Raw genomic sequence first — 23581 nt, forward strand, 5'->3', positions numbered from 1 at the left:
CACTCAAGCGGATGTCCCCATGATCCTCGAACATGCCCTTCTCAAGGTGAAGCCCGGCCGATTTGCGGCCTTCGAGACGGCGATGGCCGAAGCCGCGCCGCTGATCGCCGCCAGCCCCGGATTTCTTGGCCTGGAGGTGCGGCCGTCGGTCGAGAACCCCGGCACCTATCTGCTGCTGGTGCGCTGGGAGAACCTGATCGATCACGATCCCGGCTTCCGCCGCTCCGACCGCTACCAGCGCTGGAAGGAATTGCTGCACGATTTCTACGAGCCGTTCCCGGACGTGCTGCATTTCGCCGACCCGCTGCCGCTGTAGCGCCTGCAAACGCCTTCGGCTCCGCGGGCGATGGCCGGCGGAGGTGAAGAGGCGCGCGAGGCGCATCGGTCCGCCGACGGCGAGCGGCTGCCGGCGAAAGGGATACAAGTTCGGTGCTCGCACCGCCCGCCAGGACGATCCGAGGCCCCGCGCGGCGAAGGTCTCCATCACGGTCGCAGTGGCTCCGGGTGCTTACGCTTCTCTTTTCCACCCGCCAACGCGCCGGGATCGCTCCCGGCCCGCCTCGGACCCCGGCGTTTGCGAGGCCCAGCGCCTGCGTCCACGACGCCGCGACGACATGGTTCGTTACACCTGTCGCCTCGGCCTTCGCATTCCCGCCCGCGCCTCGGAACGACCGGTTCGCCCTCTTCAGGGGCGGGAACAGGCGGATCATCGCATGGCGCGGGAGAGCGGGGATGGATGGCGAGACTATCCCCGCCCGGCGATGCCTTTAAGGGTTCTCTAACCATGGCGGCGGTTTGATCCATCCATGTCCGCACCGCCGCTCGTCATCGCCGCCCGCGACACGCTCGACCAGATCGAGGCGTGGGGCGAACATCTGCGCGGCGAGAAGCGGCTGTCGCCGAAGACGCTGGAAGCCTATTCGCGCGATCTCGAGCAGTTCCTGTCCTTCCTGACCGGCCATATCGGCAATCCGCCAACGGTCGCCGACATCGCCGCCCTGCGCACGGCGGATCTGCGCGGCTTCATGGCAACGCGGCGCTCGGCCGGCGCCGGTGCGCGGACGCTGGCGCGCGGGCTGGCCGGCATCCGGTCGTTCATCGGCTTTCTGGAGCGCGAGGGCCTCGCCAATGGCGCCGCCTTCCGCGCCATGCGCGCGCCGCGCCAGCCCAAAACCCTGCCCCGTCCGATCGCCGCGCCCGTGGCGCTCCGGGTCGTCGAGGCGGACGAGCAGCTCGACGAGGAGCCCTGGGTGGCGGCGCGCAACGCCGCCGTGCTGGCGCTCTGCTACGGCTCGGGCCTGCGCATTTCCGAAGCGCTCGGCATTCGCCGCGCCGAGGCGCCGCTCGATGCCACGGCCACGCTGCGCGTCACCGGCAAGGGCGGCAAGACGCGGCTGGTGCCGGTGTTGCCCGTCGTGGCGGAGGCGGTTTCAGAATATCTCCGCCTCGCGCCGTCGCAATCGAAGCCGGACGGCCCGCTGTTTCTCGGCGTGCGCGGCGGCCCGCTCAAGGCGCGGATCATCCAGCTCGCCATGGCGCGGTTGCGTGGCGCGCTCGGTCTGCCCGACAGCGCCACACCGCATGCGCTGCGGCACTCCTTCGCGACGCATCTGCTCGCCAATGGCGGCGACCTTCGCGCCATCCAGGAGCTGCTCGGCCATGCCAGCCTGTCGACGACGCAGGTCTATACCGCCGTCGACATGGAGCGCCTGCTCTCCGCCTTCGAAAGCGCGCACCCGCGCTCGGACGGCAACCGGGCGGATTGAGGGTCGGCGGCGAGACAACGTCTCGCCTTTCCCTCCACGGCAGACCCTTCTTGGGGCGCCCTCCCCCATCATCCTGAGGTGCCCGGCAAAGCCGGGCCTCGAAGGAGGGTCCAGGGATCGCTCCAGTGGCGTAGGTTCCACCGGCTTTCCGTCGAGAGGCTAAAGTGCCTCGCTGGATCCTCCTTCGAGGCTTCGCTCGCGCGAAGCACCTCAGGATGATGACGGAGCCGGTTGATCGGTCCGGAAGGATGTCGGCCTACACCGCGACCAGCTCGAATACCGCCTGGTCGATCACGAACGACCCGTCCGCCGCGATCTCGAAATGCCGGCGCACCGGCTCGGCCATCGCCGCCTGCAGCGCGCGGATCGCCGCGACCTGCACCTCGGGCGTCCGCATCCGGCCGACCCAGGCGGCAAAATCGAGCGGCAGGCGGCGGCGGGTCACGCCGGTGACGGCGAAGCCGGCCTCGGCTGCGATCGCCACCCATTCGGCGGTCGAATAGTCCCGCACATGCGAGGGATCGCGCAGCATCTCGAAGGTCTGCAGGAAGGTGTCGCAGACCGGGCTCTCCGGCGCGATGATGTCGGAGATCACGGCCGTACCGCCGGCACGCAACACACGGCGCGCCTCGCGAACGCCCTTGCGGACATCCTGCCAGTGATGCGCCGAATAGCGCGACAGCACGACGTCGAACGACCCGTCCTCGAAGGGCAAGGCCTCGGCCGCGCCCTGCCGCGTCGACAGATTGGCGATGCCGCGCTTCGTCGCCTCGGCCGCGACGGCCGCCAGCATTTCCGCCGACAGATCATAGGCGACCACCGAGCCGACCACCGGCGCGACGCCGTAGCTGACATGGCCGCCGCCGCAGCCGAGATCCAGCGCCGTCGCGCCCGGCGTCCGGCCTGCGATCGCGACCATCTGGCCGAGATCGTCACCCGCGGCATGCACGGCGCTGGCGACATAGGCGGAGGCCTGCGCGCCGAACTGCTGCACGACCAGCGCCTCGTGGCTGGCATTGGCGGCAGGTTTGGAAGATTCGGCGGAGGATGGCGACGATTGGGTCATGATGCGGGTTCCTGCGGTCGAACGGTGGGTGGTGAAGATCTTCGACCGTCGGAAGCGTGATTGCCAGCGCGGATAAACCCGTACCAGATCCAAGTTTATCCTGGTATAAACACTGCCATGATCCCGGAAACCGAGACCGTCCGCCGCCAGGAACTGGGCGAGTTCGTCCGCGCCCATCGCGAGCGTCTGCAACCCTCCATGTTCGGGCTGGAACCGGGCCGGCGACGGCGCACGCCGGGCCTGCGTCGCGAGGAGCTGGCGCAATTGTCCGGCGTCGGCGCCACCTGGCTGAGCTGGATCGAGCAGGGCCGCGACATCGCCGTCTCGGCCAATGCGCTGGCGCGACTGGCGCGGGTGATGCGGCTGACGCCGGCCGAGCGCGCCTATCTGTTCGATCTGGGCGGCCGGCGCGATCCGCAGGCGGCCGGGAACAGCGGCGCGGACGCCCTGCCCGCCGGCCTCGCCGCCACGCTGGAGGCGCTGCCGACGCCGGCCTATGTGCTCGACCGGTCGTGGACGGCGATCGCCTGGAACGCCGCCGCCGCGCATCTCTTCACCGGTTGGCTCCACGCGGCAGCAAGCGCGCAGCCGACGGCCGCCGGCGACGAAACCGTTTCATGTGAAAACAATCTGCTGCGCTACATCTTCCGCGTGCCCGCGGCGCGGCATGTCATCCACGACTGGGAGACGCGGGCCAGGCGCGTCGCGGCGGAGTTCCGCGCCGACTACAGCCGGCATCTGGAATCGCCGGAAATGCGCGCCCTCGTCGAGGAGCTTTCCCGCGCCAGCCCGTTCTTCGCCGAGGCCTGGGAAGCGCATGCCGTCGTCGACCGCGAGGGCGGCCTGCGCACCTTCGACCATCCGGAGGACGGCTTCCTGCGCTACGAGCAGGCGACCTTCCTGCTCGCGCATCATCCCGACATCAAGCTGGTGCTGCTGACGCCGCTTTTTGGCGACGATCAGGCCGCGACAGCGCCGTAGCGGGTCGCCGCCTCGATGGTGAGGCCGGTGCCGACCGAGCCGAACGTGTCGCCATCGACGACGCGGGCGCCCGGCACGGTGCCGAGGATCGCCGCATGGACATGGGCGAGCCGGGTCGAGCCGCCGGTGAGGAACACGGCGTCGATGGCGTCGCGGGCGAGGCCCGCGTCGCGCAGGCAGTCGTCGATCCGCGCCGCGATGCGATCGGCGAGGCCGCGCGTCTTCTCGACCAGCACGCCGCGATCGACCGTCATGGCGAGGCCGCTTTCGATCCAGTTCAGCAGCACTTCCACCTTCGGCTCGTCCGAAAGCGCGATCTTCGTCGCTTCGATGTCGATGGCGAGGCGATGGCCGCCCTGCTCCTCGACGACATGGATCAGCCGCTCGATCAGTTCCGGGTGCTGCGCCTCGCGCCGCACCTCGTGCAACTGCCGCATGATGCCGCTCTCATAGAGCCGGTTGATCGACGACCAGGTGGCGAGGTCGTGATAGTAGCCGGACGGAACGGGAAGGCCCGCGCGCTTCATGCCGGAGCCGAAGCCGAGCAGCGGCATCGCCGTGCCGATCGAGAGATAATGATCGAAATCCGTGCCGCCGATGCGGATACCGTCATTGGCGAGGATGTCGTCGAGCCGGTCGGCCTTGTGGCGGCGCTCCGGTCCGAGACGGACGATGGAGAAGTCGGACGTGCCGCCGCCGATATCGGCGATCAGCGCGATCTCCTCGTCGCCGACCTGGCGCTCATAATCGAGCGCCGCCGCGATCGGCTCGTACTGGAAGGAAATGTGCTTGAAGCCGACTTCCTGCGCGATGGCCTCGAGCGCTTCCTCGGCCTTGCGGTCGCCATCCGGATCGCTGTCGACGAAATGCACGGGACGGCCATGCACGACGGCGTCAATCGCAAGGCCTGACACCGTTTCGGCGCGCTGCTTGATGATCGAAACATACTGCGAGATCACGTCGCGAAACGAGACGCGGCCGCGACCGATGGCGGTCGATTCGTTGATCAGCGAGCTGCCGAGCACCGACTTCAGGCTGCGCATCAGCCGGCCGTTGGTCCCCTCGACATAGGCGCGGATGGCGGCGCGGCCGACGGCGGGCTCCGCCCCATTCGGCGTGTAGAAGATCGCGCTCGGGATCGTCACGCTCGAGCCCTCGAGGGCGATCAGCGCCGGGCCGTCGGCGGAGGACACGCCAAGCGTGGTGTTGGACGTGCCGAAGTCGAGGCCGCAGGCTGTCATGATCGAGAACTCCGTGAAGGGCCGGTCTGGTTAAGGGGTCGGCGCGCCGCGATCAAGGCCGCGGCCCCAGAAAAACGCCGCAGTGCAGCATGATCTTTCACGATGAAACCAATGTTGATTTGGTCGCCTGGATTGCATGTCGGATTGACGCAGCGTCGGAGGGGGTGTCGATTCGCGACGCCGGGAGACGGGGAGTGACGATGCGCAATCTAACCATCGACGAGGGGCTGAACGCCGCCGGGACGGGCGCCTTCCAGCGCCGCCTGTTCCTGATCTTCGGTCTCGTCTGGACGGCCGACGCCATGCAGGTGCTGTCGATCGGCTTCACGGCGCCGTCGATCGCCAAGAGCTTCGGATTGAGCCTGCCCGTCGCGCTGCAGACCGGCACGATCTTCTTCGTCGGCATGCTGATCGGCGCCGCCGGCTTCGGCCGCCTCGCCGACCGCATCGGCCGCCGCAATCTCCTGATCATCACCGTGCTGATGGATGCGCTGTTCGGCCTCGCCTCGGCCTTCGCCTCCGACTTCACCATGCTCCTGGTGTTCCGCTTCCTGACAGGCCTCGCCGTCGGCGGCACGCTGCCGGTCGACTACGCCATGATGGCGGAGTTCCTGCCTGCCAACCGGCGCGGCCGCTGGCTCGTCGGCCTGGAGGGCTTCTGGGCCGTCGGCACGGTGATCGTCGCGCTCGCCGCCTGGTACGCCGCCGCGAACGAGATGGGCGACGCCTGGCGCTTCATCTTCGTCATCACGGCGCTGCCGGCGCTGATCGGCCTGGCGCTGCGCTTCTGGGTGCCGGAATCGCCCTTCTATCTGCTCCGCACCGGCCGCCCGGACGAGGCGAAGAAGGTGCTCGACCAGATCGCCACCACCAATGGCAAGCCCGTGCTTGCCGGCCGTCTGACCGAAACGCGCGAGCCGCGCCTGCCGCTGTCGGCGATCTTCGCCGGCCCTTATGCCCGCCGCTCCTGGCTGATCCTCGCCGCCTGGCTGCTGGTGTCGATCTCATATTACGGCATCTTCGTCTGGCTGCCCGGCAAGCTGGTCTCCGGCGGCGAAGGCTATGGCTATCTGCGCGGCTACGGCTTCCTGGTGCTGCTGGCGCTGGCGCAGATCCCGGGCTACGCGCTCGCCGCCTGGGGCGTCGAAAGCTGGGGCCGCAAGCCGACCCTGATCGCCTTCCTGCTGCTCTCGGCCGCCGGCTGCTTCCTCTATGCCGTGCTGGCCGACCCGGTCTGGATCGGCGCGGCGATGATGCTGATGAGCTTCGCGCTGCTCGGCACCTGGGGCGCCCTCTACGCCTTCACGCCGGAGCTCTACCCGACCCCGCTGCGCGCCAGCGGCATGGGCCTCGCCGGCGCCATGGCGCGCCTCGGCGGCCTGCTGGCGCCGACGCTGGTCGGCGCCGTCGTCGCTTATTCCTTCAACGTGGCGCTCGGCCTGTTCGCCGTGATCCTGCTCCTCGGCGCCCTCGCCACCTGGGCGATCGACGTCGAGACCAAGCAGAAACCGCTCACCTGAGGCGAGGCCCTCACCCCAACCCTCTCCCGCACGCGGGAGAGGGAGTACGCCTGAGCCCGCTGGGTCGCGGGTGACAGCTTCCCGATCCATGAAGGCCGCCGGCCGAAAAGCCCTCGCCCGCTTGCGGGAGAGGGTTGGGTGAGGGTCTTTCTGCGACCAACCAAACAAAAAAGCCGGCGCACCAGGCGCCGGCTTTTTCTTTGGGATCACCGTCCGTCTTCCGGTGAGGGCGTATCCCCTCACCCGCCGGCCTGCGGCCGTCGACCTCTCCCTATGGGAGAGGTGAAAAAACTCACATGTGGATCGGCTTGAACCAGGCGGCGAGCGCCGCTTCCTTGATCGATTCCGACATGGTCGGATGCGCGTGCGTCGAACGGGCGAGATCCTCGGCGGAACCCGCGAACTCCATCAGCACGACCGCCTCGTGGATCATCTCGCCGGCGCCCTTGCCGACGATATGGGCGCCGAGCAGGCGATCGGTCGCGGCGTCCGACAGGATCTTGACGAAACCGTCGGTGGCCAGCATGGCGCGGGCGCGGCCGTTCGCCGAGAACGGGAACTTGCCGACCTTGTAGGCGATGCCAGCGGCCTTCAGTTCTTCCTCGGTCTTGCCGACGGTGGCGACTTCCGGGCTGGTGTAGACGACGCCGGGAATGGCGTCGTAGTTCACATGGCCGGCCTGGCCGGCGAGGATCTCGGCGAGCGCGACGCCTTCGTCCTCGGCCTTGTGCGCCAGCATCGGGCCGGCGATGACGTCGCCGATCGCGTAGATGCCGGGAACGTTGGTCTGGTAGTGGCCATCGACCTTGACGCGCTTGCGCTCGTCGAGCTCGACCCCGACCGCCTCGAGGCCGAGCCCCTCGGTGAAGGGACGGCGGCCGATCGCCACCAGCACCACGTCGGCCTCGATCGTCTCGGCGGCGGGTTCGCCAGCCTTGGCCGGCTCGACCGTCACCTTCAGCGTCTTGCCGCTGGTGTCGACGGCGCTGACCTTGGTGCCGAGCTTGAACGAGAAGCCCTGCTTCTCCAGCAGGCGCTGGAACTGCTTGGCGACCTCGCCATCCATGCCGGGCAGGATGCGGTCGAGGAACTCGACCACGACGACCTCGGCGCCGAGGCGGCGCCAGACCGAGCCGAGCTCGAGGCCGATGACGCCGGCGCCGACGACGACCAGCTTGGACGGGACCTTCTGAAGCTCGAGCGCGCCGGTCGAGGTGACGACGCGCTTCTCGTCGATCGGAACGCCCGGCAGCGGGGCGGAATCGGAGCCGGTGGCGATGACGATCGCCTTGGTCTCCAGCGTCTCGGTGCTGCCGTCTTCCTTGGTGACGACCACCTTGCCGGGCGCGGCGATCGAGCCGGTGCCGATATGGCCGTCAATCTTGTTCTTCTTGAACAGGTAGGCGACGCCGTCGACATTCGACTTCACCGTCGCATCCTTGTGCGCCAGCATGCCGGGCAGATCGAGCTTCGGCTTGGCGACCTTGATGCCGAACGCGTCGAGATGGCCGACTTCGTCGAACAGCTCGGAGGCGTGCAGCAGCGCCTTGGACGGGATGCAGCCGATGTTGAGGCAGGTGCCGCCATAGGTGGCCCGCTTCTCGACGACGGCGACCTTCAGGCCGAGCTGCGCTGCCTTGACGGCGCAGACATAGCCACCCGGACCGGAACCGATGACGATGAGATCGTAGGACATGGGGACTCCCGGACGATTTTTGGCGTTAGCCAGCGGCGCATTCCGCGCAAATGAAAATGGCCGGAGGCGTGGCGGCGGCGCGCGATGCGCCTATCCGTTGCTCCGGCCGGCTTGATGGAGAAGCGCGCCCGAAACGGGCGCGCTGAATTCGCGGGCCTCCGCCCCCGCCACCAGAAGGCCGCCCGGAACGCGGGAGCGCGCCGGGACTGCCTGAGGTTGGGGGACGAAAGCCATCTGGTTCCGTCCTCGCGATCAGAGATCGAGAACGAGGCGCTGCGGATCCTCGAGGCACTCCTTGACGCGCACCAGGAAGGTCACGGCTTCCTTGCCGTCGACGATGCGGTGATCGTAGGAGAGCGCCAGATACATCATCGGGCGGATCTCGATCTTGCCGCCGACGACCATCGGCCGCTCCTGGATCTTGTGCATGCCGAGAATGCCCGACTGCGGCGCGTTCAGGATCGGCGTCGACATCAGCGAACCGTAGATGCCGCCATTGGTGATCGTGAAGGTGCCGCCCTGCATCTCGTCGATCTTGAGCTGGCCGTCACGGGCGCGCTTGCCGAGGCCGGCGATCGTCTTCTCGATGCCGGCGAGCGACAACTGGTCGGCGTCGCGCAGGACCGGAACGACGAGGCCCTTATCGGTGCCGACGGCGATGCCGATGTTGTAGTAGTTCTTGTAGATCAGGTCGGTGCCGTCGATCTCGGCGTTGACGGCCGGGATTTCCTTCAGCGCCTGGATCACGGCCTTGGTGAAGAAGCTCATGAAGCCGAGCTTCACGCCGTGCTTCTTCTCGAACAGATCCTTGTACTGACTGCGCAGCGCCATCACCGCGCCCATGTCGACCTCGTTGAAGGTCGTCAGCATGGCGGCGGTGTTCTGCGCATCCTTCAGGCGGCGCGCGATCGTCTGGCGCAGCTTGGTCATGCGGACGCGCTCTTCGCGCGAGGCGTCGTCGGCCGAGACCGGGGCGCGGACCTGGACCGGGGCAGCAGGCGCCGGCGCGGTAGCGCCGCCAGCGATCGCGCCGAGGAGGTCGCCCTTGGTGACGCGGCCGTCCTTGCCGGAGCCGGCAACGGCGGAGACGTCGACGCCGCTCTCGGCGGCGAGCTTGGCGACGGCCGGGCCGTTGGCGTCGGCGGCGACCGGCTTGGCGGGCGCCGGAGCCGGTGCGGCGGGGGCTGCGGCCGGAGCGGCGGCCTTGGGAGCCTCGGCCTTGGCGGGCGCGGCGGCGGCGCCGGAAGCCGCGATGGTGCCGAGCAGCGCGCCGACGCCGACCGTGTCGCCATCCTTGGCGGCGACGGCCTCGATCACGCCGGCGACCGGCGACGGAACCTCGATCGTGACCTTGTCGGTTTCGAGCTCGACAACCGGCTCGTCGACCGCGACGGTCTCGCCGACTTTCTTGAACCACCGTCCAATAGTGGCCTCAGTCACGGACTCGCCGAGGGTCGGGACACGGATTTCGGTTGCCATGGCTTGGTCTCTTACCGTTCGAACTTGGGTGGGCGTTCTGGATGAAACGAGAGGCGGCCGGCGCGCGGGGAGCGCGCCGGCCTGGATGATTTACGCGAGCGCGTCTTCGAGGAAGGCGTTCAGCTGGGCCAGATGCTTGGACATCAGGCCCGTCGCCGTCGCCGCCGAAGCCGGACGACCGGTGTAGCGGGCGCGGGCCGACTTGCCGCCGACCTGGCCGAGCACCCATTCCAGATAGGGCTCGACATGCGCCCAGGAACCCTGGTTCTTCGGCTCTTCCTGGCACCAGACGATCTCGGCGTTCTTGAAGCGCGAAAGCTCCTGCACGAGCGCCTTGAGCGGGAACGGATAGAGCTGTTCCACACGCAGCAGGTAGACGTCGTTGATGCCGCGCTTCTCGCGCTCCTCGTAGAGGTCGTAATAGACCTTGCCGGTGCAGAGCACGACGCGGCGCATCCGCTCGTCGGTGGTGAGCTGGATCGGCTCGTCCTTCAGGAACTCGGCATCGTCCCACAGCAGGCGGTGGAACGAACTATCCGGGCCGAGCTGCGCCAGCGTCGACACGGCGCGCTTGTGGCGCAGCAGCGACTTCGGCGTCATCAGGATCAGCGGCTTGCGGATGTCGCGCTTCAGCTGCCGGCGCAGGATGTGGAAGTAGTTCGCCGGCGTCGTGACGTTGGCGACCTGCATGTTGTCTTCCGCGCACATCTGCAGGAAGCGCTCGAGGCGGGCGGAGGAATGCTCCGGACCCTGGCCCTCATAGCCGTGCGGCAGCAGGCAGACGAGGCCCGACATGCGCAGCCACTTGCGCTCGCCCGACGAGATGAACTGGTCGAACACCACCTGGGCGCCGTTGGCGAAGTCGCCGAACTGCGCTTCCCAGAGCGTCAGCGCGTTCGGCTCCGACAGCGAATAGCCGTACTCGAAGCCGAGCACCGCCTCTTCCGAGAGCATCGAGTTGATGACCTCGTAGCGCGCCTGGCCCTCGCGGAGATTGTTGAGCGGGATGAAGCGCTCCTCGTTCTCCTGGTCGTAGAGCACCGAATGTCGCTGCGAGAAGGTGCCGCGCTCGACGTCCTGACCCGACAGGCGGATCGGATGGCCCTCATTGGCGAGGGTGGCGAAGGCGAGCGCCTCGGCGGTCGCCCAGTCGATGCCGGCGCCGGTCTCGATCGCCTTCTTGCGGTTGTCGAGGAAGCGCTGGACGGTGCGGTGGACGTGGAAGTCCGCCGGCACGTCGGTCAGCTTGGCGCCGAGCGCCTTCAGCGTCTCGATGTCGACGCCGGTCTTGCCGCGGCGCGGCTCGTCGTCGGCGGCGGCGGCCTTCAGGCCCGCCCAGGCGCCGTCGAGCCAGTCGGCCTTGTTCGGCTTGTAGGACTGGCCGGCTTCGAACTCGACCTCGAGGCGCGAGCGCCAGGCAGCCTTGGCCGCCTCGACTTCCTCGGCCGTCATCAGGCCTTCGGCGATCAGCTTCGACGAATAGATCTCGACGATCGCCGGATGGCTGCGGATGTTCTTGTACATCAGCGGCTGGGTGAAGCCCGGCTCGTCGCCTTCGTTGTGACCGAAGCGACGGTAGCAGAACATGTCGATGACGACCGGCTTGTGGAACTTCTGCCGGAACTCGATCGCGATCTTGGCGGCGAAGACGACCGCTTCCGGGTCATCGCCGTTCACGTGGAAGATCGGCGCCTCGATCATCTTGGCGACGTCGGACGGATAGGGCGACGAGCGCGAGAAGCGCGGATTCGTCGTGAAGCCGATCTGGTTGTTGACGATGAAGTGGATGGAACCGCCGGTGCGATGGCCCTTCAGGCCCGACAGGCCGAAGCACTCCGCCACGACGCCCTGGCCGGCAAAGGCCGCGTCGCCATGGATCAGCAGCGGCAGCGTGCCGGTGCGGATGTAGTCGTTGTGCAGGTCCTGCTTGGCGCGCGCCTTGCCGAGCACGACGGGATCGACGATCTCGAGATGCGACGGATTGGCGGTCAGCGACAGATGCACCTTGTTGCCGTCGAACTCGCGGTCGGACGAGGCACCGAGATGGTACTTCACGTCGCCCGAGCCCTCGACGTCGTCGGGTGCGTAGGAGCCGCCCTTGAACTCGTGGAACAGCGCGCGGTGCGGCTTCGCCATCACCTGCGTCAGCACGTTCAGACGGCCGCGATGCGCCATGCCGACGACGATCTCGTGCACGCCGAGATTGCCGCCGCGCTTGATGATCTGCTCGAGCGCGGGGATCAGGCCCTCGGCGCCGTCGAGACCGAAACGCTTGGTGCCGGTGTACTTGACGTCGAGGAACTTCTCGAAGCCCTCGGCCTCGATCAGCTTGTTCAGGATCGCCTTCTTGCCTTCCGGCGTGAAGGTGATCGCCTTGTCCGGGCCCTCGATGCGCTCCTGGATCCAGGCCTTCTCGACCGGATCGGAAATGTGCATGAACTCGACGCCGAGCGTCGAGCAATAGGTGCGCTTCAGGATCTCCAGCATCTCGGGGATGGTGGCGAATTCGAGCCCGAGGACGTTGTCGATGAAGATCTTGCGGCTGTAGTCGGCCTCGGTGAAGCCGTAGGAGGAGGGATGCAGCTCCTCGTGATCGCCGACGGTGGCGATGTGCAAGGGATCGAGATCGGCATGCAGATGGCCGCGCATGCGGTAGGCGCGGATCATCATGATCGCGCGGACCGAATCGCGGGCCGCCTGCTGGATCGCGGCCTCCGACAGCACGGGGGCGGCGGCCTGGCCGTTGGCGGCCGGCGCCGCGGCGGCCTGCGCCGCCTTGGCCTTCAGCTTGTCGGTGACCGTCTTCTCGATCTGGCCCCAGTTGCCGTCCATGGCCGAGACCAGCTCGCCATTGGCGTGCAGCGGCCAGTCGGCGCGCTTCCACGGCGCACCGCGCGCTTCCGCCACCACGGCCTTCGGATCATCCTTCAGCGCTGAAAAGAACGTCTGCCATTCGGGATCGACCGAAGCGGGATCGCTCTGATAGCGGGCATATAGATCCTCGATATAGCTGGCATTGCCGCCATACAGAAAGGATGAGGTCGCAAAGGCCGCGTTGGCTTGCTCGCGTGACATGTGCTGGTTGAGGAGCGCCGCGCTCCTCTCTCCCTTATCGCGCGGCCACGCGCCGCGCTCTTGTTGAAAAACCGACATTCCGGCAGTCGGAATGTCGGTCTTGCCTCTTAGCCCTTCAAGACCTCAACCAAGGTCTTTCCAAGGCGCGCCGGCGACGGCGACACCCGGATTCCGGCTGCTTCCATCGCCGCGATCTTGTCCTCGGCGCCGCCCTTGCCGCCGGAGATGATCGCACCGGCATGGCCCATGCGACGTCCCGGAGGCGCCGTGCGGCCGGCGATGAAACCGACCATCGGCTTCTTGCGGCCGCGCTTGGCCTCGTCAGCCAGGAACTGCGCCGCTTCTTCTTCGGCCGAACCGCCGATTTCACCGATCATGACGATCGACGTGGTCTCATCATCGGCCAGGAACATTTCCAAAACGTCGATGAATTCGGTTCCCTTGACCGGATCGCCGCCGATGCCGACGGCCGTCGTCTGGCCGAGGCCTTCCTGCGTCGTCTGGAACACGGCCTCATAGGTCAGCGTGCCGGAGCGCGAGACGATGCCGACCGAGCCCTTCTTGAAGATGTTGGCCGGCATGATGCCGATCTTCGAGGCGTCGGCGGTGACGATGCCGGGGCAGTTCGGGCCGATCAGGCGCGACTTGGAGCCGGCGAGCGAGCGCTTGACGCGCACCATGTCGAGGACGGGGATGCCCTCGGTGATGCAGACGATCAGCGGGATCTCGGCGTCGATCGCCTCGCAGATCGCGTCGGCGGCGCCCGGCGGCGGCACGTAGATCACGGAGGCGTCGGCGCCGGTGGCGTCCTTCGCCTCGGCGACGGTGTCGAACACCGGCAGGCCGAGATGGGTCTGGCCGCCCTTGCCCGGCGACGTGCCGCCGACGACCTTGGTGCCGTAGGCGAGCGCCTGCTCGGAGTGGAACGTGCCGTTCTTGCCGGTGAAGCCCTGGGTGATGAGCTTCGTGTTCTTGTCGATCAGGATGGACATCAGACGGCTTCCTTCACGGCCTTGACGATCTTCTGGGCAGCGTCGTCGAGATCGTCGGCCGGGATCACGTTCAGGCCGCTCTCGCGGATGATCTGCTTGCCGAGCTCGACATTGGTGCCCTCGAGGCGCACGACGAGCGGAACCTGCAGGCCGACCGTCTTCACCGCGGCGATGACGCCGCGCGCGATGACGTCGCACTTCATGATGCCGCCGAAGATGTTGACGAGGATGCCCTTCACCTTCGGATCGGAGGTGATGATCTTGAACGCCGCCGTGACCTTCTCCTCGGAAGCGCCGCCGCCGACGTCGAGGAAGTTGGCCGGGCTCTCGCCGTAGAGCTGGATGATGTCCAGCGTCGCCATGGCGAGGCCGGCGCCGTTGACCATGCAGCCGATCGAGCCGTCGAGCGCGATGTAGGCGAGGTCGAACTTCGACGCCTCGATCTCCTTGGCGTCTTCCTCGGTCTCGTCACGCAGCGCGACGACGTCGGGATGACGGTAGAGCGAGTTCGAATCGAACGACACCTTGGCGTCGAGCACCTTGAGGTTGCCGTCGGTCGTGACGATCAGCGGGTTGACCTCGAGCATCGCCATGTCCTTGGCGACGAAGGCGGTATAGAGCTTGGCGACGACGTCGTTCGCCTGCTTGGCGAGCGGGCCGGAGAGGCCGAGCGCCTTGGCGACGGTCAGGCCGTGATGCGGCATGATGCCGGTCGCCGGATCGACGGAGAAGGTCTTGATCTTCTCGGGCGTCGAATGGGCGACTTCCTCGATGTCCATGCCGCCTTCAGTCGAGACGACGAAGGCGATACGCGAGGTCTCGCGGTCGACGAGCAGCGAGAGGTAGAACTCCTTCTCGATGTCCGAGCCGTCCTCGATGTAGAGGCGGTTGACCTGCTTGCCGGCCGGGCCGGTCTGGATGGTCACCAGCGTGTTGCCGAGCATCTGGCCGGCGAAGGCCTTGACCTCGTCGACCGACTTGGCGAGGCGGACGCCGCCCTTCTCGCCGGCAGCGGCTTCCTTGAACTTGCCCTTGCCGCGACCGCCGGCATGGATCTGCGACTTGACGACCCAGAGCGGGCCACCCAGTTCCTTCGCAGCCGCTTCGGCCTCTTCCGGGGTGAAGATGGCGATGCCGCGCGATACGGGGGCGCCGAATTCCTTCAGCACCGCCTTCGCCTGATATTCATGAATATTCATAGATGACGTTCCGCCTTTTGGGGCTGTCTCTGAGCTTGGTTCGAGCGATCAGGCGCCGAGCGCCGGAGCGATCTTGACGCAGGCCTCGACCAGGCTCTCGACCGAGGCGACCGACTTGTCGAGCATCGCCTGCTCGGCCTTGTTCAGCTCGATCTCGATGATGCGCTCGACGCCGTTCTCGCCGATGACGATCGGCACGCCGATGTAGCGGCCCTTGATGCCGTACTGGCCATCGAGCAGGGCGGCGGCCGGCAGGACGCGCTTCTTGTCGCGGAGGTAGGACTCGGCCATCACGATCGCCGAAGCGGCCGGGGCGTAGAAGGCGGAGCCGGTCTTCAGGAGGTTGACCACCTCGGCGCCGCCGTCACGGGTGCGCTGGACGATCTCCTCGAGGCGCTTCTCCTCGATCCAGCCGAGCTTGACCAGATCGGTCAGCGGGATGCCGGCGACGGTGGAGTAGCGGGTGAGCGGCACCATGGTGTCGCCGTGGCCGCCGAGCACGAAGGCGGTGACGTCCTCGACCGAGACCTTGAACTCTTCGGCCAGGAAGTAGCGGAAGCGGGCGCTATCGAGCACGCCGGCCATGCCGACGACCTTGTTCGCCGGCAGGCCGGAGAACTTCTGCAGCGCCCAGACCATGGCGTCGAGCGGATTGGTGATGCAGATGACGAAGGCGTTCGGGGCGTACTTCTTGATGCCGGCGCCGACCTGCTCCATGACCTGGAGGTTGATGCCGAGCAGATCATCGCGGCTCATGCCCGGCTTGCGCGGCACGCCGGCCGTCACGATGACGACGTCGGCGTCCTGGATCGCGGCATAGGAGGACGCGCCCGAGAGATTGGCGTCGAAACCTTCGACCGGGGCTGCTTCGGCGATATCGAGCGCCTTGCCCTGGGGAACGCCGTCGGCGATGTCGAAGAGGACGATATCGCCCAGTTCCTTCAGGCCGGCGAGAAGGGCGAGCGTGCCGCCGATCTGACCGGAACCGATCAAAGCAATCTTGGCTCGAGCCATGTGCGAGGTCTCCCGATGGAGGTTTACCTAAACGTAATGCGACAGTTTGACTCTGTCGGAACGCCGGTGGTCTAACCCCAATGTGCGACAGGCGCAAGTCGCTCGCGCACCTTCCGTGGCGGCAATCCGCCAATTCGTCCAGCAGTTTACGTGAACGTCATGTCTCGACGATAAAGCCGCGATGCGGCTGGGCGAGATACTCCTCGGACCGCATCTCCGTGAGGCGCGAGGCGGTGCGGGCGAATTCGAAAGCCTCGATACCGTCCTCGGCCGTATAGAGCCCGGCCGGCTCGGCGGCGGCGGAGACGACGATCTTGACGTGGCCGTCATAGAGCGCATCGATCAATGTAATGAAGCGCTTGGCTTCATTCCGCCTGGCATCGCCCATCACGGGGATGTGATCGATGATCACGGTATGGAAGGCATGCGCGATGGCGAGATAGTCGCTGGCGCCGAGCGGCTTGGCGCAGAGATCGGCAAAGTCGAACCGGGCGACGCCATCCACCGCCTGCGGCACGTAGACGTCGCGGCCGAGCACGGCGAGGGTCGACGCTTCGCCATGTGACGTTGACGTAAGCTGGAGCCATGCCGCATCGAGCGCCGCGTCCGACTCAGGCCCAAGCGGCGTCAGATAGACCGGCGCGCGCGACGTCTTCTCATGCCGATAGTCGGTCCGCGCCGCCAGCCGCACCACTTCGACCCGCGTCTTCAGGAGATCGATGAAGGGCAGGAACAGGGTCCGGTTGAGGCCGCCCGCATAGAGATCGTCCGGCGCGACATTGGAGGTCGCGACCAGCACGACGCCACGCGCGAACAGCTGGGTGAAGAGCCGGCCGAGGATCATCGCGTCGGCGATGTTGGTGACGGTGAACTCGTCGAAGCAGAGAAGCTGCGTCTCGGCCGCGATCGCCTCGGCGACCGGCGGGATTGGGTCCTCGCCGGAAACCTCGCCGGCCTTGATCGCCTCGCGCATCCTGAAGATGCGGGCATGCACGTCGGCCATGAAGTCGTTGAAATGGGCCCGGCGCTTGCGCTGCGGCGCGGCGCGCTCGAAGAACAGGTCCATCAGCATGGTCTTGCCGCGGCCGACATCGCCATGGACGTAGAGTCCGCGGATCTCCGGCGTCGCCGCCTCGCGCTTGCCGAACAGCCAGCCGAGCGCGCTCGACTTGCGGGCGAGCCGCCGCTCGGCGAGGCGGGCGTTGAGCGCGTCGAGCTTGCCAACCAGCAAGCGCTGGGCCGGATCTTCCTCGATCGTGCCGCTCGCGACGAGTTCCCGATAGGCGTCAGCGACGCGCGAAACGACCGGCAGGCCCTGGCTCACCCGAATACCCCCGGCCGCCGCGCCGAAACGCGACCGGCTCCGTCAGCGATAGAAGGAAACGGCCTGGCCGCCATGGATCTGGCCGTTGAACTGGGTCTTGCCGGTGGCGGACAGGCTGGCGACGGAAACGCCGTTGGCGCCGGCCAGGACCACCTGCGAGCCGGAGAGGCTCCAGGCCGAGATCGACTTCAGCGTCGGCGACTGGCAGCCGCGCGTCGAGGCGCGATAGCCACCGGTCCAGCTCGTCAGCGTCATGAACAGCTGGCAGCTCTCGCCGCCCGACTGCAGCGTCCAGCCACCGAGCAGGTCCGTGCGGCCGATCTCGGCGCCCGACGCGGTGGAGACCGGCGGCGGGGTCGCGGGCACGCCCGTGCCGGGAAGCGGCTCGGCGCCCGGCAGCGTGCCGGCGGCGGTCTGCGGCGGCAGCTGGGCGTTCGGGTCGGTCGGCGGCGGCGGCAGCGCGGTCGAGGTGACGGGCGCGGTAGCGACCGGCGGCAGCGTGTCGCTCTCGACCGGCTTGGCGGAACGCTCCATCGGGCCCAATCCGATCGCCCCGAACGAGCCGCAACCGCTCAAGGCGGCCGCCAGGGTGGCGACCAGGCCGATCGGCGCGATACGGCGGGACATGAGCTTCTCCATCATCGAAATCCTCGGTGCCTTACGACGTTAGGGGCACAATCGAGCCGCTTTGAGGCAGGCGGAAATTCGCACAACCGACCGCGAGGCGCGGGGCCTCTGCGCGCAAGGCGCAAAAGCCGTCCGTGCGGGCGGGTTGGATGAAGGGAAACCACTCGAAATTCCGCAGCCTGTCTTATTTGGCGCAATACGGCATTACGCCCGCAACGACAAGCCTCGTTAAGACACGGTTAACCAAGAAAGCACGACGTGTGACGCTTCCGCCTATTCCGGCCGATGGCAGACGGCTTCGATGTTGTGGCCGTCGGGATCGAGCACGAAGGCACCGTAGTAATTGGCGTGGTAGTGCGGCCGGATGCCGGGTCCGCCATTGTCGGTGCCGCCGGCGGCAAGCGCCGCCGCGTAGAACGCGTCGACGGCGGCGCGGCTCGGCGCGACCAGGGCGATATGGACATGCGGCTCGGTGCGCGCGCCGCCGCTCAGCCAGATCTCCGGCTTGCCGCCAGCGCCATAGCCGACGACGTCGCCATAGCCGGTGAGTTCGCCGGGCACCCGCATCTGCTCGGTCACGCCGAGCGGCGCAAACGCCGCGTTGTAGAAGGCGATCGCGCGATCGAGGTCGCTGACCGTGATGCCGATGTGATCCAGAACGCCCATGTCACTCCCCCGAAGGCCCTCCGAGACGGGCCGCGCGGCAGGGGAACCGAACGCCGCGGCGGCGTCAAGCCTGCCGGCCTGCCGACGCCGTCGCGGGAGAGGAATGGGCGGAATTCTTCACCGCTTCCGCGAAGCGGCGAGCGGGCCTACGGCGTCTGGGGCTCGATTTCGAGCGCGAGGCCGAGCTCGGCCGCCTTCTGCCGGATCTCGGTGACGGGACGGTGCATCGCCGTCGCGATGATGTCCGCCGGCACATGCTCCACCGCCAGTTCCCGCAGCCTGTCGATTGCCTCGATGGTCCAGGTCGGCTCCATATCCTGCTTGATGGTCATGATCGTCTCCTTCCGAAAACGCGATCGGTCGACGGAAACGAAAACGGCGCGGAAGGGTTCCGCGCCGTTCGACTGAAAATCGTCTTAAGGAACGGCGCGATCAGACGCGGCGCTCGACCATCATCTTTTTGATCTCGGCGATCGCCTTGGCCGGGTTCAGGCCCTTCGGGCAGGTCTGCGCGCAGTTCATGATGGTGTGGCAGCGATAGAGGCGGAAGGGATCTTCCAGATTGTCGAGGCGCTCGCCGGTCGCCTCGTCGCGGCTGTCGATCAGCCAGCGATAGGCCTGCAGCAGCACGGCCGGGCCGAGATAGCGGTCGCCGTTCCACCAGTAGCTCGGGCACGAGGTCGAGCAGCAGGCGCAGAGGATGCACTCGTAGAGGCCGTCGAGCTTCTCGCGGTCGGCATGGCTCTGCAGCCATTCCTTCTGCGGCTGCGGCGTCGCCGTCTTCAGCCAGGGCTCGATCGAACGGTGCTGGGCGTAGAAATTGGTTAGGTCCGGAACCAGGTCCTTGACCACTTCCATGTGCGGCAGCGGGTAGATCGCGACCGGGCCCTTCACCTCGTCGATGCCCTTGGTGCAGGCGAGCGTGTTCGAGCCGTCGATGTTCATCGCGCAGGAGCCGCAGATGCCTTCCCGGCAGGAACGGCGGAAGGTCAGCGTCGGGTCGATCTCGTTCTTGATCTTGATCAGCGCGTCGAGAACCATCGGCCCGCAATCGTCGAGATCGATGAAATAGGTATCGACATGCGGGTTCTTGCCGTCGTCCGGGCTCCAGCGATAGACGCGGAACTCCCGGACATTGTTGGCGCCGGCCGGCCGGTCCCAGACCTTGCCTTCGGTGAGCTTCGAGTTCTTCGGGAGGGTCAGCTGGACCATAGTGAGCGTCCTCGGGCGTAAAATTCGTTCAGCGACGGTCCTTGCGGACCATGAGTTTCAAACCGGACCAGACGGCGTCGACCGCCGCGACCTTGATGTCGACGAGATCGAGCCGGAGCGCCGCGTCGCGGACGACATCCTCGGTCACGTCGGTTTCGACCTTCGAGGCCTTCTTCGGCCACGACACCCAGATCATGCCGTCGCGCCGGATGGCATCCTGCAACCGCGCCAGCTCGCCCTCGACCTCGGCGCGGCTCGCCGTGAAGGCGTGCACCGCGTCGAGTTCGCGATCCGGGCCGAGCGGCTCGGCCCAGTTCGCCGTGCGGACGACGCGCCCGAACGGAACACAGTCGGCAAGCGCCTCCAGCTCCGGCGGCAGCGAAACGAAGGCCACCGCCATGCCCGGCTTGAAGCCGAGCTTTTCCGGGAGCGAACGCCCGGAATAGCCGGCTGCGGGAGGGCTCGCGGGGGCCATCATCCGCCCTTAGTAAACGCGAGCCTTCGGCTCGATGTACTGGATGTCGTTCGACATCGTGTAGGTGTGCACCGGCCGGTCGTCGAGCTTCACCGTCTTCTTCTCGGCGTCGATGAAGGCGAGCGAATGCTTCATCCAGTTGACGTCGTCGCGCTCGGAATAGTCCTCGCGGGCATGGGCGCCGCGCGATTCCTTGCGGTTCTGCGCGGAATCCATGGTGACGACGGCCTGGACGATCAGGTTCTCGAACTCGAGCGTCTCGACCAGGTCCGAGTTCCAGATCAGCGAGCGGTCGGTGACCTTGACGTCGTCCGAGCCCTTCCAGACCTGGTGGATCAGCTCGTGGCCCTCGTCCAGCACTTCGCCGGTGCGGAAGACGGCGCAGTTCGACTGCATCACCTTCTGCATGCTGAGCCGCATCTCGGCCGTCGAGGTCGAGCCGCTGGCGAAGCGCAGGCGGTCGAGGCGAGCGATCGCGTCCTCGCCGGCGCCCTTGGCGAGCTCGCGCTGCGCCTGGTTCGGCTGCACCGTCTCGATGCAGCGCAGCGCCGCGGCGCGGCCGAACACGACGAGGTCGGTGAGCGAATTGGAGCCGAGGCGGTTGGCGCCGTGCACCGAGACGCAGGCGGCCTCGCCGACGGCCATCAGGCCCGGAACGATCTGGTCGGGATCGCCGCCGACCTTGTTCAGCACTTCGCCGTGATAGTTCGTCGGGATGCCGCCCATGTTGTAGTGGACGGTCGGCAGGACCGGGATCGGCTCCTTGGTCAGGTCGACGCCGGCGAAGATCTTGGCGCTCTCGGAAATGCCGGGCAGCCGCTCATGCAGGAGTGCCGGATCGAGATGATCGAGGTGAAGGTGGATATGATCCTTCGCCTTGCCGACGCCGCGGCCCTCGCGGATTTCCATGGTCATGGCGCGCGAGACGACGTCGCGCGAGGCCAGGTCCTTGGCGGAGGGGGCATAGCGCTCCATGAAGCGCTCGCCTTCCGAATTGGTCAGGTAGCCGCCCTCGCCGCGCGCACCCTCGGTGATCAGGCAGCCGGCGCCGTAGATGCCGGTCGGGTGGAACTGCACGAATTCCATGTCCTGCAGCGGCAGGCCGGCGCGCAGTACCATGCCGCCGCCGTCGCCGGTGCAGGTATGGGCCGAGGTGGCGGAGAAATAGGCGCGGCCATAGCCGCCGGTCGCCAGGATCGTCTTGGCGGCGCGGAAGCGGTGCAGCGTGCCGTCCTCGAGGCAGAGCGCCACGACGCCCCGGCACTCGCCGTCTTCCATGATCAGGTCGATGGCGAAATATTCGATGAAGAACTCGGCGGCGTAGCGCAGCGACTGGCCATAGAGCGTGTGCAGGATGGCGTGGCCGGTACGGTCGGCGGCGGCGCAGGTGCGCTGGGCGATGCCCTTGCCGAAATTCGTCGTCATGCCGCCAAACGGCCGCTGGTAGATCTTGCCCTCTTCGGTGCGCGAGAACGGCACGCCGAAATGCTCGAGCTCATAGACGGCGGCGGGGGCGTTGCGGACGAGATATTCGATCGCGTCCTGGTCACCCAGCCAGTCCGACCCCTTGACGGTGTCGTACATGTGGAAGCGCCAGTCGTCCTCGCCCATGTTGCCGAGGGCGGCCGAAATGCCGCCCTGCGCGGCAACCGTATGGGAACGGGTCGGAAACACCTTGGTGATGCAGGCGGTCTTCAGGCCGGCCTCGCTGGCGCCGAGCGTGGCGCGGAGGCCCGCGCCGCCGGCGCCGACGACGACGACGTCGAAGGTGTGGTCGACGAAATTGTAGGCGCGGCCGTTGATGGACGCGCTGGCGTTGGCTTCAGCCATGGCTTCAGCCTCCGAAGCTGATCTTGAGGAAGGCGAGGATGGTCGCCACGCCGATGGCGACCGCGAAGAACGTGTTGGCGACGAGCGCGAGGATCTTCAGGCCACCGTGGACATAGTCCTCGATGATGATCTGCATGCCGAGCTTCATGTGCCAGACGCCGGTGCCGATCATCAGGATCATCAGGAGCGCGACGAACGGGTTGGCCAGCGTCGCGACGACTTCCGGATAGGGCTTGCCGGCGAGCACGATGACCAGGATGACGAACAGGACGGCGAGGATGGCGAGCGCGGCGCCGGTGAGGCGCTGGTGCCAGAAGTGACCCGTGCCTTCCTTGGCCGAGCCGAGTCCGCGAACGCGGCCGAGCGGTGTACGCATGTGATTGCCCCTCAGCGAATGGCGAGCGCCACGACCCAGATCAGGATCGTCAGCACGGCGGAACCGATGATGTTGGCCCAGGCGAGATTGTCGCGCGACGACTTGGAGAAGCCCGCGCCGAAATCCCAGACGAAGTGGCGGAGGCCGCCGAGCAGGTGCTGCATCAGCGCCCAGCTGTAGCCGAACAGCACCAGCAGGCCGATCCAGGAGCCGAACACCCACGAGACGTAGGAGAACGGACCCGGCCCCGCGGCGGCCGCGATCGCCCACCAGGCGAGGAGCAGCGTGCCGAAATAGAGAGCGCCTCCCGTGACACGCTGCAGGATCGACACCGTCATGGTGACCGGCCAGCGGTAGACCTGAAGGTGCGGAGAAAGCGGTCGGCTCTTCTTCGCCGCGGCATTCGACATCGTGTTCATCCTCAATCGCTTACGTAAACGTAAGCATTTAGGGTCGAGAGTTTGGACCGGTTCTAACCCCATTGTGCGACGCGGTCAAAACGGTCTTTTGCATGACGCAACGTGAGACGTTGACTTTTCGCGACTCGCGCCGGCGGCATGTAATCATCCCCGCATTGACACCCTGGCGGAAGCTTTCGCAAGCGGCTCTCGCAGCGGCAAGCGAGCCGCCGGACCCGGAGAAACCAGGAGAAGCCCATGTCGCGCCAACGGATCTCGACCGGATCGCCCTTCGAAAAGGAAGCCGGCTATTCGCGCGCCGTCGTCCAGGGCCCCTGGTGCTTCGTCGCCGGAACCACGGGCTATGACTACAAGACGATGACGATGCCCGACGGCGTCGCCGAGCAGGCGAAGAACGCCATGGCGACGATCGCATCCGCGCTCGACGAAGCGGGCTTCACGCTCGGGGACGTCGTGCGCGTGCATTATCATGTCACCGACGCCCTCTTCGCCGACGCGGTCTTCGCCGTCGTCGGTCCGCTCTTCCGCGACATCCGCCCGGCGGCGACGATGACGGTATGCGGCCTGATCCGGCCCGAAATGAAGGTCGAGATCGAGGTGACGGCGCTCAAAGCCTGATTCGC

The 23581-nt window shown here is 67.1% G+C and carries 22 protein-coding genes; 5 read left to right on the forward strand and 17 right to left on the reverse strand.

The window, feature by feature from the left end:
* Positions 1-19: 19 nt before the first annotated feature.
* Together K32_RS21115 and K32_RS21120 are read left to right on the forward strand one after the other, a co-directional pair.
* On the forward strand, positions 20-316 hold the full coding sequence (locus K32_RS21115; protein WP_201401396.1) for an antibiotic biosynthesis monooxygenase: 297 nt from the start codon (positions 20-22) through the stop codon (positions 314-316).
* Positions 317-806: 490 nt separating this feature from the next.
* Complete coding sequence (locus K32_RS21120; RefSeq protein ID WP_201401397.1) at positions 807-1766, forward strand: tyrosine recombinase XerC; 960 nt, start codon at positions 807-809, stop codon at positions 1764-1766.
* A 256-nt stretch (positions 1767-2022) separates the two neighbouring features.
* On the opposite strand, the gene K32_RS21125 is transcribed toward K32_RS21120, so the two are convergent.
* Entirely contained in the window at positions 2023-2832 is an 810-nt protein-coding gene (locus K32_RS21125; RefSeq protein ID WP_201401398.1) for a class I SAM-dependent methyltransferase, read from the reverse strand.
* A gap of 117 nt (positions 2833-2949) precedes the next feature.
* Between K32_RS21125 and K32_RS21130 the strand changes: the two genes are divergently transcribed.
* Positions 2950-3813, forward strand: coding sequence for a helix-turn-helix transcriptional regulator (locus K32_RS21130; protein WP_201401399.1), 864 nt, complete (start codon positions 2950-2952; stop codon positions 3811-3813).
* Here the strand turns inward: K32_RS21130 and K32_RS21135 are convergent.
* On the reverse strand, positions 3792-5054 hold the full coding sequence (locus K32_RS21135) for an Hsp70 family protein (RefSeq protein ID WP_201401400.1): 1263 nt from the start codon (positions 5052-5054) through the stop codon (positions 3792-3794). The two genes, K32_RS21130 and K32_RS21135, sit on opposite strands and share 22 nt — an antisense overlap.
* Positions 5055-5254: 200 nt before the next feature.
* Between K32_RS21135 and K32_RS21140 the strand changes: the two genes are divergently transcribed.
* Positions 5255-6574, forward strand: coding sequence for an MFS transporter (locus K32_RS21140; RefSeq protein ID WP_201401401.1), 1320 nt, complete (start codon positions 5255-5257; stop codon positions 6572-6574).
* A gap of 292 nt (positions 6575-6866) precedes the next feature.
* Here the strand turns inward: K32_RS21140 and lpdA are convergent, their stop codons facing one another.
* The 15 genes from lpdA to sdhC all read right to left on the reverse strand — a co-directional run bounded on the left by lpdA (position 6867) and on the right by sdhC (position 22949).
* Positions 6867-8270, reverse strand: a complete 1404-nt coding sequence (lpdA, locus tag K32_RS21145; RefSeq protein ID WP_201401402.1) for a dihydrolipoyl dehydrogenase — start codon at positions 8268-8270, stop codon at positions 6867-6869.
* 252 nt (positions 8271-8522) lie between these two features.
* Entirely contained in the window at positions 8523-9749 is a 1227-nt protein-coding gene (gene odhB / locus K32_RS21150; RefSeq protein ID WP_201401403.1) for a 2-oxoglutarate dehydrogenase complex dihydrolipoyllysine-residue succinyltransferase, read from the reverse strand.
* 90 nt (positions 9750-9839) lie between these two features.
* Positions 9840-12824 carry a 2-oxoglutarate dehydrogenase E1 component gene (locus K32_RS21155; RefSeq protein ID WP_201401404.1) on the reverse strand — a complete coding sequence of 995 codons (2985 nt, stop codon included), beginning with the start codon at positions 12822-12824 and terminating at the stop codon, positions 9840-9842.
* Positions 12825-12931: 107 nt separating this feature from the next.
* Positions 12932-13816, reverse strand: a complete 885-nt coding sequence (gene sucD / locus K32_RS21160; RefSeq protein WP_201401405.1) for a succinate--CoA ligase subunit alpha — start codon at positions 13814-13816, stop codon at positions 12932-12934.
* Positions 13816-15015 carry an ADP-forming succinate--CoA ligase subunit beta gene (sucC, locus tag K32_RS21165; RefSeq protein ID WP_201401406.1) on the reverse strand — a complete coding sequence of 400 codons (1200 nt, stop codon included), beginning with the start codon at positions 15013-15015 and terminating at the stop codon, positions 13816-13818. Before sucC ends, sucD begins: the two co-directional genes overlap by 1 nt.
* Before the next feature lie 48 nt (positions 15016-15063).
* On the reverse strand, positions 15064-16029 hold the full coding sequence (gene mdh, locus K32_RS21170; RefSeq protein WP_201401407.1) for a malate dehydrogenase: 966 nt from the start codon (positions 16027-16029) through the stop codon (positions 15064-15066).
* Between the two features lie 157 nt (positions 16030-16186).
* Entirely contained in the window at positions 16187-17359 is a 1173-nt protein-coding gene (zapE, locus tag K32_RS21175) for a cell division protein ZapE (protein ID WP_371813050.1), read from the reverse strand.
* A 36-nt stretch (positions 17360-17395) separates the two neighbouring features.
* Positions 17396-17980, reverse strand: coding sequence for an AprI/Inh family metalloprotease inhibitor (locus K32_RS21180; protein WP_201401409.1), 585 nt, complete (start codon positions 17978-17980; stop codon positions 17396-17398).
* A gap of 273 nt (positions 17981-18253) precedes the next feature.
* Positions 18254-18646: a VOC family protein gene (locus K32_RS21185; RefSeq protein ID WP_201401410.1), complete on the reverse strand. Its 393-nt coding sequence runs from the start codon at positions 18644-18646 to the stop codon at positions 18254-18256.
* A 146-nt stretch (positions 18647-18792) separates the two neighbouring features.
* The gene (locus tag K32_RS21190) at positions 18793-18978 is read right to left on the reverse strand and encodes a hypothetical protein (RefSeq protein WP_201401411.1); all 186 of its coding nucleotides are present in this window, start codon (positions 18976-18978) and stop codon (positions 18793-18795) included.
* A 100-nt stretch (positions 18979-19078) separates the two neighbouring features.
* Positions 19079-19858, reverse strand: coding sequence for a succinate dehydrogenase iron-sulfur subunit (locus K32_RS21195; protein WP_201401412.1), 780 nt, complete (start codon positions 19856-19858; stop codon positions 19079-19081).
* A 28-nt stretch (positions 19859-19886) separates the two neighbouring features.
* Positions 19887-20336, reverse strand: a complete 450-nt coding sequence (locus K32_RS21200) for a DUF3052 domain-containing protein (RefSeq protein ID WP_201401413.1) — start codon at positions 20334-20336, stop codon at positions 19887-19889.
* Between the two features lie 6 nt (positions 20337-20342).
* The gene (sdhA, locus tag K32_RS21205) at positions 20343-22163 is read right to left on the reverse strand and encodes a succinate dehydrogenase flavoprotein subunit (RefSeq protein WP_201401414.1); all 1821 of its coding nucleotides are present in this window, start codon (positions 22161-22163) and stop codon (positions 20343-20345) included.
* A 4-nt stretch (positions 22164-22167) separates the two neighbouring features.
* Complete coding sequence (gene sdhD, locus K32_RS21210) at positions 22168-22539, reverse strand: succinate dehydrogenase, hydrophobic membrane anchor protein (protein WP_201401415.1); 372 nt, start codon at positions 22537-22539, stop codon at positions 22168-22170.
* An 11-nt stretch (positions 22540-22550) separates the two neighbouring features.
* Positions 22551-22949, reverse strand: a complete 399-nt coding sequence (gene sdhC, locus K32_RS21215; RefSeq protein WP_211201070.1) for a succinate dehydrogenase, cytochrome b556 subunit — start codon at positions 22947-22949, stop codon at positions 22551-22553.
* 246 nt (positions 22950-23195) lie between these two features.
* On the opposite strand from sdhC, the gene K32_RS21220 reads away from it, so the two are divergent.
* Positions 23196-23576 carry a RidA family protein gene (locus tag K32_RS21220; RefSeq protein ID WP_201401417.1) on the forward strand — a complete coding sequence of 127 codons (381 nt, stop codon included), beginning with the start codon at positions 23196-23198 and terminating at the stop codon, positions 23574-23576.
* The last annotated feature ends 5 nt before the right edge of the window (positions 23577-23581 follow it).

Source organism: Kaistia sp. 32K, assembly GCF_016629525.1.
GTDB lineage: Bacteria > Pseudomonadota > Alphaproteobacteria > Rhizobiales > Kaistiaceae > Kaistia.

Bases quoted from the DNA above. Each gene is read 5' to 3' on its own strand.
- K32_RS21115 (WP_201401396.1), top strand. From the start codon at position 20: ATGATCCTCGAACATGCCCTTCTCAAGGTGAAGCCCGGCCGATTTGCG.
- K32_RS21120 (WP_201401397.1), top strand. From the start codon at position 807: ATGTCCGCACCGCCGCTCGTCATCGCCGCCCGCGACACGCTCGACCAG.
- K32_RS21125 (WP_201401398.1), bottom strand. From the start codon at position 2,832: ATGACCCAATCGTCGCCATCCTCCGCCGAATCTTCCAAACCTGCCGCC.
- K32_RS21130 (WP_201401399.1), top strand. From the start codon at position 2,950: ATGATCCCGGAAACCGAGACCGTCCGCCGCCAGGAACTGGGCGAGTTC.
- K32_RS21135 (WP_201401400.1), bottom strand. From the start codon at position 5,054: ATGACAGCCTGCGGCCTCGACTTCGGCACGTCCAACACCACGCTTGGC.
- K32_RS21140 (WP_201401401.1), top strand. From the start codon at position 5,255: ATGCGCAATCTAACCATCGACGAGGGGCTGAACGCCGCCGGGACGGGC.
- lpdA (WP_201401402.1), bottom strand. From the start codon at position 8,270: ATGTCCTACGATCTCATCGTCATCGGTTCCGGTCCGGGTGGCTATGTC.
- odhB (WP_201401403.1), bottom strand. From the start codon at position 9,749: ATGGCAACCGAAATCCGTGTCCCGACCCTCGGCGAGTCCGTGACTGAG.
- K32_RS21155 (WP_201401404.1), bottom strand. From the start codon at position 12,824: ATGTCACGCGAGCAAGCCAACGCGGCCTTTGCGACCTCATCCTTTCTG.
- sucD (WP_201401405.1), bottom strand. From the start codon at position 13,816: ATGTCCATCCTGATCGACAAGAACACGAAGCTCATCACCCAGGGCTTC.
- sucC (WP_201401406.1), bottom strand. From the start codon at position 15,015: ATGAATATTCATGAATATCAGGCGAAGGCGGTGCTGAAGGAATTCGGC.
- mdh (WP_201401407.1), bottom strand. From the start codon at position 16,029: ATGGCTCGAGCCAAGATTGCTTTGATCGGTTCCGGTCAGATCGGCGGC.
- K32_RS21180 (WP_201401409.1), bottom strand. From the start codon at position 17,980: ATGTCCCGCCGTATCGCGCCGATCGGCCTGGTCGCCACCCTGGCGGCC.
- K32_RS21185 (WP_201401410.1), bottom strand. From the start codon at position 18,646: ATGGGCGTTCTGGATCACATCGGCATCACGGTCAGCGACCTCGATCGC.
- K32_RS21190 (WP_201401411.1), bottom strand. From the start codon at position 18,978: ATGACCATCAAGCAGGATATGGAGCCGACCTGGACCATCGAGGCAATC.
- K32_RS21195 (WP_201401412.1), bottom strand. From the start codon at position 19,858: ATGGTCCAGCTGACCCTCCCGAAGAACTCGAAGCTCACCGAAGGCAAG.
- K32_RS21200 (WP_201401413.1), bottom strand. From the start codon at position 20,336: ATGATGGCCCCCGCGAGCCCTCCCGCAGCCGGCTATTCCGGGCGTTCG.
- sdhA (WP_201401414.1), bottom strand. From the start codon at position 22,163: ATGGCTGAAGCCAACGCCAGCGCGTCCATCAACGGCCGCGCCTACAAT.
- sdhD (WP_201401415.1), bottom strand. From the start codon at position 22,539: ATGCGTACACCGCTCGGCCGCGTTCGCGGACTCGGCTCGGCCAAGGAA.
- sdhC (WP_211201070.1), bottom strand. From the start codon at position 22,949: ATGTCGAATGCCGCGGCGAAGAAGAGCCGACCGCTTTCTCCGCACCTT.
- K32_RS21220 (WP_201401417.1), top strand. From the start codon at position 23,196: ATGTCGCGCCAACGGATCTCGACCGGATCGCCCTTCGAAAAGGAAGCC.